Genomic DNA, 12,082 nt, shown 5'->3' with positions numbered 1-12,082 from the left:
GAATAATTCTGTATTAAGCCGTTGCAGCATGTAACGACTGCGGATTGGGATGGAAAAACACATGTTCCAGGATCGGGCCTACAGCCACTTCACCGATTTCCTCGTAGCCCTGACGCTTATAGAACTCCAGGTAACGTGAATTCCCAGTGTCCAGCACCACACCGGATGAATGCGGGTCTTCGGCACACCAATTGTGCACGGCTTCCAGCAACTGCTCGCCGTAATGCTTACCCTGGAACTGCGGGTGAATGCCCAGCAACGGCAGTACATGTACCGACTCACTGGGCAGGCACGCCAGCACCGCGTGATGGTAGTCGAGGTAACGCCGTGTACCGCGCACGCCGGTGCTCAGCCACATGCGCAGTTGCCAGGCCCAGCTTTCGGTGATGCCCAGGCGCCGCTGCGGTGGCGCGATCAGGGCGATGCCGATCAGCCGGTCGTTGACGAACAGGCCGATGGCCGGCAGTTTCTGAAAGAAGTGCTGCTTGACCAACTCGCGCACGGTGGCGCGCACCCGTTGTTCATAACCGGGGCGCTCGGCTTCGAAGATGTAGGCGAAGGTCGGCTCATGCCGATAGGCCTGGTACAACAGGGACCGGGCCTCGCGGGAGTAACCGCTGTTGAGCAGGCGAATTTCAGCACTTGCAGTTGTAGTGTCCGGCATACCGTCAATCTCCCTGGGCGCGGCTCAAAAGGCAGCGTTCTTATGGGTACGAACCTACACAGCACGAGTCGTTCCCAGACATTAGCAGTGCATGTGCCCTACCGCCACGCTGGCCCCCGTCCGACTTGTCCGCTAGCATCGCCCTTTTGCCAGACTGGACTGCCGACCATGAAAATCGTCTCCTTCAATATCAACGGGCTGCGCGCCCGCCCTCATCAGTTGGCGGCGCTGATTGAAAAGCACCAGCCCGACGTGATCGGCTTGCAGGAAACCAAAGTCCACGATGACCAATTCCCGCTGGCCGAAGTGCAGGCCCTTGGCTATCACGTGTACTACCATGGGCAAAAAGGCCACTACGGGGTGGCGCTGCTCTCGCGCAAGGAAGCCCTGAGCGTGCACAAAGGCTTTGCCAGTGACGAAGAGGACGCCCAGCGTCGCTTTATCTGGGGCACCTTCGCCGACGCGAACGGCAACCCGGTCACCATCATGAACGGCTACTTCCCCCAGGGCGAAAGCCGCGACCACCCGACCAAGTTCCCGGCCAAGCAGCGCTTCTACGAAGACCTGCAGCAGCTGCTGGAAAGCCAGTTCAGCAACGACCAGGCGCTGGTGGTGATGGGCGACGTAAACATTTCCCCGGAAGACTGCGACATCGGCATCGGTGCCGACAACGCCAAGCGTTGGCTCAAAACCGGCAAATGCAGCTTCCTGCCGGAAGAGCGCGAATGGATGGCTCGCTTGAAAAACTGGGGCCTGGTGGACAGCTTCCGCCACCTCAACCCGGACGTGGCCGACCGCTTCAGCTGGTTCGACTACCGCAGCCGGGGCTTTGAAGACGAGCCCAAGCGTGGGCTGCGCATTGACGTGATCCTGGCTTCCAATGGCCTGCTTTCGCGGGTCAAGGATGCCGGGGTGGATTACGAGCTGCGTGGGCTGGAGAAGCCTTCGGACCATGCGCCGATCTGGCTGGAACTGAGCTGATCGCAAAAAGTGGGAGTGGGCTTGCCCCTCCCACATTCAGCCTTGCGGCGCACCCGTCACATTTATGCAACCTGCCTGTCTTATTCTCGCGGCACTCCCTTTGGCTTGAGAAGGTGCCGGCATGAGGCTGCGCGTTCTGTTACTGCTGACCGTTTTTCCCCTCTTCGCCGTATCCGCTCCCCTGCCCCTTCCCGATCAAGGCCCGGCACTGCGTATCCAGGGCTCCAATACCATTGGCGCGGCGTTGGGTCCGGCACTGGTCAAGGGGCTGATGGAGCATCAGGGCTTGCAGGCGGTGCACAGCGAACCGGGCGAAGGCGTCAATGAACAGCGTGTGATCGGCAAGACGCGCCAAGGCAAGACCGTGACCATCGAGGTCGCGGCCCACGGATCGAGCACCGGGTTCACGGCGCTGAAAAAAACCAGCGCCGATCTCGCCGCCTCGTCTCGCCCGATCAAGGACAGTGAACTGGTCGACCTTGAACCCCTGGGCGACCTGAAAAGCCCTGAAGCCGAACAAGTGATTGCCATCGACGGCCTGGCGATCATCCTCCACCCGCAGAACCCGTTGAACACACTGAATACCGAGCAACTGGCACAGATTTTCAATGGTGAGGTCAGTACCTGGGAGGCGCTGGGTGGAGTGGGCGGCCCCATTCATGTGTACGCACGGGATGATCAATCCGGCACCTACGACACGTTCAAGGAACTGGTATTGCGTCTGCGTGGCAAGCCGCTTGCCTCGGGTGCCAAGCGTTTCGAGTCCAGCGAGCAGCTGTCCGATGCGGTCAGCCACGACCCGCAGGGTATCGGCTTTATCGGCCTGCCCTACGTACGCCAGGCCAAAGCCGTGGCGATTGTGGATGGTGATTCACAGCCCATGCTGGCGCTCAACAGCCTGATTGCTACCGAGGATTACCCGCTGTCACGCCGGTTGTTTTTCTACCTGCCGCCGTCCGGGCATAACCCGTGGGCCAAGGCGCTGGTGGACTTTACCCAGAGCGCCAAGGGCCAGGCGATTGTGGCCGCAAACGGGTTTATTGCGCAGCAGGTGCAGGCGATCGCCGTGCAACCGCGCCCGTCGATGCCCGATGATTATCAGGGTATCGCCCGCGACGCCCAGCGCCTGACGGTGAATTTTCGCTTTGAAGAAGGCAGCGCCAGCCTGGACAACAAGGCGCGCCAGGATCTGCAAAGGGTGGTGGCGTATCTGAAGAGCCACGACAAGCTGGATAAGCAGGTGACGCTGGTGGGCTTTGGCGATGCCAAGGATGACCCGCAGCGCGCCGCGTTACTGTCAAAGTTGCGGGCGATGGCGGTGCGTCGGGAGTTGGTGAAGAACGCCGTGGTGCTGCGCGATATCCGTGGGTTGGGTGCGCAGATGCCGGTGGCGGCGAATACGGCGGATGAAGGCCGGATCAAGAATCGGCGGGTGGAGGTTTGGGTTTACTGAGGGCTGATGGAGCTTCATTGCCTGATCCGGCCTCATCGGGGGCAAGCCCCCTCCCACATTTTGATCTGTCAACACATCCAAGTGTGGGAGGGGGCTTGCCCCCGATGCAGGCGACGCGGTGTTACTGCCCGCTGCGCATCAGCTCTTTAGGCACGTACTTGCCAATCTCGAACTTGCCGATGGCCGCCCGGTGCACTTCATCCGGGCCATCGGCCAGGCGCAAGGTACGTTGCATGGCGTACATGTAGGCCAGCGGGAAGTCGTTGGAAACGCCGGCGCCGCCGTGAATCTGGATTGCGCGGTCGATCACCTTCAAGGCCACGTTCGGCGCCACTACCTTGATCTGGGCGATTTCACTCTTCGCCACTTTGTTGCCCACGGTGTCCATCATGTACGCCGCTTTCAGGGTCAGCAGGCGCGCCATGTCGATCTCCATGCGTGAGTCGGCAATCTTGTCGATATTGCCACCCAACCGGGCCAGCGGCTTGCCGAACGCGGTCCGGCTGACGGAGCGTTTGCACATCAACTCCAACGCACGCTCAGCCATGCCGATGGAGCGCATGCAGTGGTGGATACGGCCTGGACCGAGGCGGCCCTGGGCGATTTCGAAACCCCGGCCTTCGCCGAGCAGGACATTTTCATAGGGCACACGGACGTTGTCGAAGAGTACCTCGGCGTGACCATGGGGCGCGTCGTCGTAGCCGAACACCGGCAGCGGGCGCACGATTTTCACACCCGGGGTGTCCACTGGCACCAGGATCATCGAGTGCTGCTGGTGGCGTGGCGCATCCGGGTTGCTCAGGCCCATGAAGATCAGGATCTTGCAGCGCGGATCGCAGGCCCCGGAGGTCCACCATTTCTTGCCGTTGATCACCCATTCGTCGCCCTGGCGCTCGGCGCGGGCGGCCATGTTGGTGGCGTCCGAGGAAGCGACGTCCGGCTCGGTCATGGCGAAGGCTGAGCGGATCTCACCGCGCAGCAAGGGCTCCAACCAACGTTGCTTCTGTTCTTCGTTGGCGTAGCGCACCAGCACTTCCATATTGCCGGTGTCGGGGGCGGAACAGTTGAACGGCTCCGGGCCCAGCAGGGAGCGCCCCATGATTTCGGCCAGTGGCGCGTATTCGAGGTTGGTGAGGCCGGCGCCCAGTTCGGATTCGGGCAGGAACAGGTTCCACAGGCCTTCGGCCTTCGCCTTGGCTTTCAACCCCTCCATGATTGCGGTGGGCTGCCAGCGGTCGCCTTCGCTGACCTGGCGTTCGAACACCGGCTCGGCCGGGTAAACGTAAGCGTCCATGAACGCAGTGACGCGTTCACGCAGTTCCTGAACCTTGGGCGAATAGGCGAAATCCATGAGCAGCTCCCTTCTCTGAGAGGTTGTTTAGGTCATGCAATCGATGCTAGAACAGCGTTGATAATTTACCTAGCCTATTCTCGGCGTGTATTAACATTCATCACCGATATATGATCGACGTATGGCCACCTAACAATAAGAGCGCTGCGAAATGAATCTGAGCAAGGTCGACCTCAACCTGTTTATCGTCTTTGACGCGATCTACACCGAAGCCAACCTGACCCGCGCCGGGCAGATTGTCGGCATCACCCAGCCGGCGGTGTCCAACGCGCTGGCGCGCCTGCGTGAGACCTTCAACGACCCGTTGTTCGTGCGCACCGCCCAGGGCATGGTGCCGACGCCGATGGCACAGAACATCATCGGCCCGGTGCGCAATGCGCTGTCGTTGCTGCGGGTATCAGTGCAGGAAAGCCGCATCTTCAACCCGCAACAGGCGGCCAAGACCTACCGCATCAGCATGACCGACCTCACCGAGGCGGTGATCCTGCCGCTGCTGTTCCAGCGCCTGCGTCGCCTGGCGCCCACGGTGGTGATCGAGAGTTTCCTGTCCAAGCGCCGCGAAACCACCAAGGAACTGGCCGCCGGGCGCCTGGATTTTGCCGTGGATGCGCCGCTCAACACGGACCCGCAGGTTCGCCACGTCAAGCTGATGGAAGACCGCTACGTGTGTGCCATGCGCAAGGGGCATCCGCTGGCCGGCAAGGACAAGCTCACGCTGGATGACTACCTGTCGCTGACCCACATCCATATTTCCAGCCGGCGCAACGGTCTGGGTCATGTGGACCTGGCCCTGGGCAAGATGGGCATCCAGCGCAAGATCGCCCTGCGCTCCCAGCATTACCTGATGGCCTCGCAGGTGCTGCAGCAGACCGACATGGTCATGACCGTGCCCGAGCGCTTCGCCCGCCGCCATGAACTGCACTGGTTCAACCTGCCGGTCAACGACGTACCGCCGGTGGAAACCCATCTGTACTGGCACGAAAGCACCGACCAGGACCCGGCCAACCGCTGGATGCGCGAGCAGATGATCGAGTTGTGCCAGCAGGTCACGGCCCATGAGAAGAAGCTGGATAAACAACAGGCGTGAGGTTGGCGAGCGTCCTGTGGGAGGGGACTTGCCCTCGATGGGTCGCGCAGCGACCCTTGACGTTTACGTCAACCTGCCAGTAGCTTAACGCCAAGACCTCCTTGAGCGCCCCCATGAGCACGACTTACAGCATCTCCGACCTCGCCCGCGAGCTCGACATCACCACCCGCGCCATTCGCTTCTACGAAGAACAAGGCCTGCTGGCCCCGGAACGCCGGGGCCAGGAGCGCATCTACTCGGCGCGCGACAAGGTCAGCCTCAAACTGATCCTGCGGGGCAAGCGCATCGGTTTTTCCCTGGCCGAGTGCCGCGAGCTGATCGAACTCTACGACCCCACCAGTGGCAACCACGTGCAACTCAACAGCATGCTGGCAAAAATCGCCGAGCGCCGCGAGCAGCTGGAACAGCAACTGCTGGACATCGAACAGATGAAGCTGGAACTGGACACCGCCGAAGAGCGCTGCACCCAGGCCCTGGCCCACACCCTGCGCCAGGCCGACCACTGATCAGAAGGTAATTGCCATGTCCCTCCCCTCACACGTGCGCCTGGTGGAAGTCGGCCCGCGCGATGGTTTGCAGAACGAAGCCCAACCCATCAGCGTGGCGGACAAGGTCCGTTTGGTGGACGCCCTCAGCGCTGCCGGCTTGCGCTATATCGAGGTCGGCAGTTTTGTCTCGCCCAAGTGGGTGCCGCAAATGGCCGGTTCCGCCGAGGTATTTGCGCAGATCCAGCGCAAGCCCGGTGTGACTTATGGTGCGCTGGCGCCGAACCTGCGCGGGTTTGACGACGCGCTGGCGGCTGGCGTTAAGGAAGTGGCGGTGTTTGCCGCTGCGTCCGAGGCGTTTTCCCAGCGCAATATCAATTGCTCCATCAGTGAAAGCCTGGAGCGCTTCGCGCCGATCATGGCGGCGGCCAGGCAGCATGGGGTCAGCGTGCGGGGCTATGTGTCCTGCGTGCTGGGGTGCCCGTATGAAGGCGAGATCGCGCCGGGACAGGTCGCGGCGGTGGCGCGGGAGCTGTATGCCATGGGCTGCTACGAGGTGTCTCTGGGCGACACCATCGGCACCGGCACGGCAGGCGCCACGCGACGGCTGTTCGAGGTGGTCGCGGCGCAGGTGCCACGGGACAAGCTGGCGGGGCACTTCCATGACACCTATGGCCAGGCCATCGCGAATATCTACGCCAGCCTGCTGGAAGGCATCACGGTGTTCGACAGCTCTATCGCGGGCCTCGGCGGCTGCCCCTATGCCAAGGGCGCCAGCGGTAACGTCGCCACCGAAGACGTGTTGTACCTGCTCGACGGCCTGGGCATCGAGACCGGTATCGACCTTGAGGCATTGATTGGCGCGGGGCAGCAGATCAGCAGCGTACTGGGCCGGCCAACAGGATCGCGTGTGGCCAAGGCGCGTGACGCCGGTTGAGTAGCCTGGCCGTGACAATGTGTTACCGCACGCCTACACATCGAGTAACACGGGAACATATTTTGTCGTATTTGCCGTAGGCCAATCCCTACACAAAAATCAAATCATTGATTTTAAAGGGTTTTAAAAAGTTGGCACGGGTTCTGCTATCTCTATCGCATAACAAGAATAAAAAGCGCCAAACCTAATAAAAATAAGACGAAACGACTCTGACATAACAAAAACAACACGGCAGAGACGCAGCTAACAGATTTTTTTGGAGAAGATGTGCTTCGCAGGGTACGGCATGCCGAAACCCGCAACCGGTCAGAGAAAAATAAAACTACCTCAGGTAGCTGCCCACTGGTTGGATCATCACGAAGAAGCAGATCAGCGCTCAAAAAAATACGTTTGCTCTTGATCCCGGATGGGGGTCGCCAAAAACAGCGGTAAAGGGTAACGGTTGCCAAAAACAACAATAGACCGCCCCTCAATAATAAAAAAAGAGCACGCAACGACAAATTAAAGGGGACCCTCGGGTCCCCTTTGTGCATTCAGGGATTTACTCCTGCCCTGCCCCCAACTCCTCCATGGAAATCTCGCGCATGCGGAATTTCTGGATCTTGCCCGTTACCGTCATCGGAAACTCCTCTACGAACTTGAAGTGCTTGGGCGTCTTGAAGTGCGCGATGCGGCCCTTGCACCAGGTTTGCAGCTCCAGTTCATCGGCGACATGGCCGGGGTGGAACTTGATCCAGGCAACGATGGCTTCACCGTAGCGCGCATCCGGAATGCCGATGACCTGCACATCCGCCACCGCCGGATGGGTAAAGAAAAACTCCTCCAGCTCACGCGGGTACACGTTCTCGCCGCCGCGAATGATCATGTCCTTGTTGCGCCCGGCGATGCATACGTAGCCGTGGGCATCCATGCTTGCCAGGTCGCCGGTGTGCATCCAGCCGGCGTCGTCGATGGCCTCGCGCGTGGCGTCGGGGTTGTTCCAGTAGCCGAGCATCACGCTGTAGCCGCGGGTGCACAATTCGCCGATTTCTCCACGCGCCACCGTGTTGCCGTCTGCATCGATGATCTTGCTTTCCAATTGTGGCTGGGTGCGCCCGACCGTGGTCACACGGCGCTCCAGGTCATCGTCCGCTCCGGTTTGCAGCGACACCGGGCTGGTCTCGGTCATGCCGTAGGCAATCTGGACCTCGCGCATGTGCAGTTCGCTGATGACCCGGCGCATCACCTCGATGGGACACGTGGCGCCAGCCATGATGCCGGTGCGCAGCGTAGACAGGTCAAAGTCGCCCAGCTGTGGGTGATCGAGCAGGGCGATGAACATGGTGGGTACGCCGTAAAGACCGGTGGCGCGTTCTTCGGCGACGGTGGTGAGGGTCAGCAGCGGGTCGAAGCCGTCGTTCGGATAGATCATGGTGGTGCCATGGGTGATGCAGCCCAGGTTGCCCATGACCATGCCGAAGCAGTGATACAGCGGCACCGGGATCACCAGGCGATCTTGCGCGGTCAGGCCCAGGCTTTCGCCGACCATGTAGCCGTTATTGAGGATGTTGTGATGACTGAGGGTGGCGCCCTTGGGGAAGCCGGTGGTGCCGGAGGTGTACTGGATATTCACGGGCTGATCGAAGTGCAGGCTGGCCTGGCGACTGTGCAACTGTTCGGGCGCAATGCCAGCGCCGAGCGCGGCCAGTTGCGACCACGGCATGAACCCTGCGGGCGGGTTGGGATCGAGGCTGATGAGACCGCGCACGTCTGGTTTCAGCTCCTGCAGCATGGCGTGGTAATCGGAGCTTTTGAATGAGCCGGCGCACACCAGCCACTGGCAGCCGGACTGCTTGAGCACGTAGTCCAACTCGCTGCTGCGATAGGCCGGGTTGATGTTGACCAGGATCACCCCGAGCTTGGCACTGGCAATCTGGCTGATGCACCACTCGGCACAATTGGGTGCCCAGATGCCCAGGCGGTCGCCCGTTTGCATGCCCAGGGCCATGAACGCCCGCGCGTGCAAATCGACAGTCTCCGCCAGTTGTCGCCAGGTGTAGCGACGTTGTTGATGACGCACCACCAGGGCCTCGCCATCGGGGAACTGCGCAACGGTTCGGTCAAAGGCTTGGCCAATCGTCATGGCCAGCAAGGTCTTGTCCTGTGAGCCGCGGCTGTAGCTCTGGTTCGGTTGTTCCATAACGACCCCTGTTGTCTTTTTTGTAGGTTGACGTAAACGTAAACTACGATTGACAGCGCCGCAACGCAAGCTTACGTTAACGTAAAGGTGAGCGCCCTCCCCTGGCGCCCCATCCACACAACAACAATGCTCACATTAAGGTGCCTGTCCATGAGTTACCCGTCCCTGAACTTCGCCCTCGGTGAAACCATCGACATGCTGCGCGACCAGGTGCAGTCCTTTGTGGGCAAGGAAATCGCGCCCCGTGCGGCGCAGATCGACATCGACAACCTGTTCCCCGCCGACCTGTGGCGCAAGTTCGGTGACATGGGCCTGCTGGGCATCACCGTGCCTGAAGAATACGGCGGCGCCGGCCTGGGCTACCTGGCCCACGTGGTGGCCATGGAAGAGATCAGCCGCGGCTCGGCCTCGGTGGCGCTGTCCTATGGCGCACACTCCAACCTGTGTGTGAACCAGATCAACCGCAACGGCAATCACGCGCAGAAACTCAAATACCTGCCCAAGCTCATCAGTGGCGAACACGTCGGCGCCCTGGCCATGAGCGAGCCAAACGCCGGCTCCGATGTGGTCTCGATGAAGCTGCGCGCCGATAAGCGCGGCGACCATTACGTACTCAACGGCAGCAAGACCTGGATCACCAACGGCCCCGATGCCAGCACCTATGTGATCTACGCCAAGACCGACCTGGAAAAGGGCCCGCACGGCATCACCGCGTTTATCGTCGAGCGCGACTGGAAGGGCTTCAGCCGCAGCAACAAGTTCGACAAGCTGGGCATGCGCGGCTCCAACACCTGCGAGCTGTTTTTCGATGATGTGGAAGTGCCCGAAGAAAACATCCTCGGCGCGCTCAACGGCGGCGTGAAAGTGCTGATGAGCGGCCTCGACTACGAGCGCGTGGTGCTCTCCGGCGGCCCTACCGGAATCATGCAAGCGTGCATGGACCTGATCGTGCCCTACATTCACGACCGCAAGCAGTTCGGCCAGAGCATCGGCGAATTCCAGCTGATCCAGGGCAAGGTTGCCGACATGTACACCCAGCTCAACGCCAGCCGCGCCTACCTCTACGCGGTGGCCCAGGCTTGCGAGCTTGGCGAGACCACGCGCAAGGATGCCGCCGGGGTGATCCTCTACAGTGCCGAACGCGCCACGCAAATGGCCCTGGACGCGATCCAGATCCTGGGTGGCAACGGCTACATCAACGAATTCCCGGCCGGGCGCCTGCTGCGCGACGCCAAGCTGTATGAGATCGGCGCCGGCACCAGTGAAATCCGGCGGATGCTGATCGGTCGCGAACTCTTCAACGAAACCCGCTGAAGGAGCGCACCATGGCCACCTTGCACACCCAGCTCAACCCGCGTTCGGCGGAGTTTGCCGCCAACAGCGCGGCGATGCGCCAACAGGTCGACGCCCTGCACACCCTGCTCGCCCACGTGCAGCAAGGCGGCGGCGCCAAGGCACAGGAGCGACACACCTCACGCGGCAAGTTGCTGCCCCGCGAGCGTATCAATCGTTTGCTCGACCCGGGCTCGCCGTTCCTTGAACTCAGCCAACTGGCCGCCCATCAGGTGTACGGCGAAGACGTGCCGGCCGCCGGGGTGATTGCCGGGATCGGCCGCGTGGAAGGCGTCGAATGCATGATCGTCGCCAACGACGCCACGGTCAAAGGCGGCTCCTACTACCCGCTCACCGTCAAAAAACACCTGCGCGCCCAGACCATCGCCGAACAGAACCGCCTGCCGTGCATCTACCTGGTGGACTCTGGCGGCGCCAACCTGCCGCGCCAGGACGAAGTGTTTCCCGACCGCGAGCACTTCGGGCGGATCTTCTTCAACCAGGCCAACATGAGCGCCCAGGGCATCCCACAGATTGCGGTGGTGATGGGTTCGTGCACCGCCGGTGGCGCCTATGTGCCAGCCATGGCCGACGAAGCAATCATGGTGCGCGACCAGGCCACCATCTTCCTCGCCGGTCCACCGTTGGTGAAGGCGGCGACCGGTGAAGTGGTGAGTGCCGAAGACCTCGGTGGGGCCGATGTGCACTGCAGGATTTCCGGGGTGGCCGATCACTATGCCGACAGCGATGAGCATGCACTGGCGCTGGCCCGGCGCAGCGTGGCGAACCTCAACTGGCGCAAACAAGGCCAGTTGCTGCAACGTTCGCCGGTAGCTCCGCTGTACAGCAGTGAAGAGTTGTACGGCGTGATCCCGGCCGACGCCAAGCAGCCGTTTGATGTGCGCGAAGTCATTGCACGGCTGGTGGACGGTTCGGTGTTCGATGAATTCAAGGCGCTGTTTGGCACCACCCTGGTGTGCGGCTTTGCCCACCTGCACGGCTACCCGATTGCGATCCTGGCCAACAACGGGATTCTGTTTGCCGAAGCGGCGCAAAAAGGCGCGCATTTTATCGAGCTGGCGTGTCAGCGCGGCATTCCCTTGTTGTTCCTGCAGAACATCACCGGCTTCATGGTCGGCCAGAAGTACGAAGCCGGCGGCATCGCCAAGCATGGCGCCAAGCTGGTCACCGCCGTGGCCTGCGCCAAGGTGCCGAAGTTCACGGTGATCATCGGCGGCAGCTTTGGCGCGGGTAACTACGGCATGTGTGGCCGCGCCTATGACCCGCGCTTTTTGTGGATGTGGCCCAACGCACGCATTGGCGTGATGGGCGCCGAACAGGCGGCGGGGGTGCTGGTGCAGGTCAAGCGCGAGCAGGCCGAACGCGCCGGTACAGCGTTCAGCACGGAAGAAGAAGCCGCGATCAAGCAGCCGATCCTCGACCAGTACGAAACCCAGGGTCATCCCTACTACTCCAGCGCACGCCTGTGGGACGACGGTGTGATCGACCCGTTGCAGACCCGTGACGTGCTGGCGCTGGCCTTGTCCGCGTCGCTGAATGCCCCCATCGAGCCGAGCCGCTTCGGCGTGTTCCGCATGTAAATGGAGCTGTAC

10 protein-coding genes are annotated in these 12,082 nt (G+C 61.4%); 7 read left to right on the top strand and 3 right to left on the bottom strand.

The window, feature by feature from the left end; all coding sequences use genetic code 11:
* Nucleotides 1–13: 13 nt before the first annotated feature.
* A complete protein-coding gene (locus BM017_RS13105; protein WP_092244875.1) occupies nt 14–664 on the bottom strand; it encodes a GNAT family N-acetyltransferase in 651 nt (216 codons plus the stop codon).
* Nucleotides 665–832: 168 nt separating this feature from the next.
* On the opposite strand from BM017_RS13105, the gene xthA reads away from it, so the two are divergent.
* Both xthA and BM017_RS13095 read left to right on the top strand, forming a co-directional pair.
* Nucleotides 833–1,645: an exodeoxyribonuclease III gene (gene xthA / locus BM017_RS13100; RefSeq protein ID WP_092244872.1), complete on the top strand. Its 813-nt coding sequence runs from the start codon at nt 833–835 to the stop codon at nt 1,643–1,645.
* A 121-nt stretch (nt 1,646–1,766) separates the two neighbouring features.
* Complete coding sequence (locus BM017_RS13095) at nt 1,767–3,098, top strand: substrate-binding domain-containing protein (protein ID WP_092244870.1); 1,332 nt, start codon at nt 1,767–1,769, stop codon at nt 3,096–3,098.
* Between the two features lie 121 nt (nt 3,099–3,219).
* Here BM017_RS13095 and BM017_RS13090 read toward each other — a convergent pair whose 3' ends face one another.
* A complete protein-coding gene (locus BM017_RS13090; protein ID WP_092244867.1) occupies nt 3,220–4,449 on the bottom strand; it encodes an acyl-CoA dehydrogenase in 1,230 nt (409 codons plus the stop codon).
* A gap of 151 nt (nt 4,450–4,600) precedes the next feature.
* On the opposite strand from BM017_RS13090, the gene BM017_RS13085 reads away from it, so the two are divergent.
* The 3 genes from BM017_RS13085 to BM017_RS13075 all read left to right on the top strand — a co-directional run bounded on the left by BM017_RS13085 (nt 4,601) and on the right by BM017_RS13075 (nt 6,958).
* Nucleotides 4,601–5,536, top strand: a complete 936-nt coding sequence (locus BM017_RS13085; protein WP_071491992.1) for a LysR family transcriptional regulator — start codon at nt 4,601–4,603, stop codon at nt 5,534–5,536.
* 113 nt (nt 5,537–5,649) lie between these two features.
* Nucleotides 5,650–6,042 carry a MerR family transcriptional regulator gene (locus BM017_RS13080; RefSeq protein ID WP_071491993.1) on the top strand — a complete coding sequence of 131 codons (393 nt, stop codon included), beginning with the start codon at nt 5,650–5,652 and terminating at the stop codon, nt 6,040–6,042.
* A gap of 16 nt (nt 6,043–6,058) precedes the next feature.
* Nucleotides 6,059–6,958: a hydroxymethylglutaryl-CoA lyase gene (locus tag BM017_RS13075; RefSeq protein WP_092244864.1), complete on the top strand. Its 900-nt coding sequence runs from the start codon at nt 6,059–6,061 to the stop codon at nt 6,956–6,958.
* A gap of 541 nt (nt 6,959–7,499) precedes the next feature.
* On the opposite strand, the gene BM017_RS13070 is transcribed toward BM017_RS13075, so the two are convergent.
* Nucleotides 7,500–9,137: an AMP-binding protein gene (locus BM017_RS13070; protein WP_092244862.1), complete on the bottom strand. Its 1,638-nt coding sequence runs from the start codon at nt 9,135–9,137 to the stop codon at nt 7,500–7,502.
* 150 nt (nt 9,138–9,287) lie between these two features.
* Between BM017_RS13070 and BM017_RS13065 the strand changes: the two genes are divergently transcribed.
* Both BM017_RS13065 and BM017_RS13060 read left to right on the top strand, forming a co-directional pair.
* Nucleotides 9,288–10,451, top strand: a complete 1,164-nt coding sequence (locus tag BM017_RS13065) for an isovaleryl-CoA dehydrogenase (RefSeq protein ID WP_092244859.1) — start codon at nt 9,288–9,290, stop codon at nt 10,449–10,451.
* 11 nt (nt 10,452–10,462) lie between these two features.
* On the top strand, nt 10,463–12,070 hold the full coding sequence (locus BM017_RS13060; protein ID WP_092244856.1) for a carboxyl transferase domain-containing protein: 1,608 nt from the start codon (nt 10,463–10,465) through the stop codon (nt 12,068–12,070).
* The last annotated feature ends 12 nt before the right edge of the window (nt 12,071–12,082 follow it).

Source organism: Pseudomonas sp. NFPP04 (assembly GCF_900113815.1).
GTDB lineage: Bacteria > Pseudomonadota > Gammaproteobacteria > Pseudomonadales > Pseudomonadaceae > Aquipseudomonas > Aquipseudomonas extremorientalis.
The sequence above is the reverse complement of the archived record's forward strand: the minus strand, read 5'-3'. Positions and strand labels throughout refer to the sequence as shown.

What these genes read in the sequence shown, in the direction of transcription:
- BM017_RS13105 (WP_092244875.1), bottom strand. Translation starts at nt 664, where the DNA reads ATGCCGGACACTACAACTGCAAGTGCTGAAATTCGCCTGCTCAACAGC.
- xthA (WP_092244872.1), top strand. Translation starts at nt 833, where the DNA reads ATGAAAATCGTCTCCTTCAATATCAACGGGCTGCGCGCCCGCCCTCAT.
- BM017_RS13095 (WP_092244870.1), top strand. Translation starts at nt 1,767, where the DNA reads ATGAGGCTGCGCGTTCTGTTACTGCTGACCGTTTTTCCCCTCTTCGCC.
- BM017_RS13090 (WP_092244867.1), bottom strand. Translation starts at nt 4,449, where the DNA reads ATGGATTTCGCCTATTCGCCCAAGGTTCAGGAACTGCGTGAACGCGTC.
- BM017_RS13085 (WP_071491992.1), top strand. Translation starts at nt 4,601, where the DNA reads ATGAATCTGAGCAAGGTCGACCTCAACCTGTTTATCGTCTTTGACGCG.
- BM017_RS13080 (WP_071491993.1), top strand. Translation starts at nt 5,650, where the DNA reads ATGAGCACGACTTACAGCATCTCCGACCTCGCCCGCGAGCTCGACATC.
- BM017_RS13075 (WP_092244864.1), top strand. Translation starts at nt 6,059, where the DNA reads ATGTCCCTCCCCTCACACGTGCGCCTGGTGGAAGTCGGCCCGCGCGAT.
- BM017_RS13070 (WP_092244862.1), bottom strand. Translation starts at nt 9,137, where the DNA reads ATGGAACAACCGAACCAGAGCTACAGCCGCGGCTCACAGGACAAGACC.
- BM017_RS13065 (WP_092244859.1), top strand. Translation starts at nt 9,288, where the DNA reads ATGAGTTACCCGTCCCTGAACTTCGCCCTCGGTGAAACCATCGACATG.
- BM017_RS13060 (WP_092244856.1), top strand. Translation starts at nt 10,463, where the DNA reads ATGGCCACCTTGCACACCCAGCTCAACCCGCGTTCGGCGGAGTTTGCC.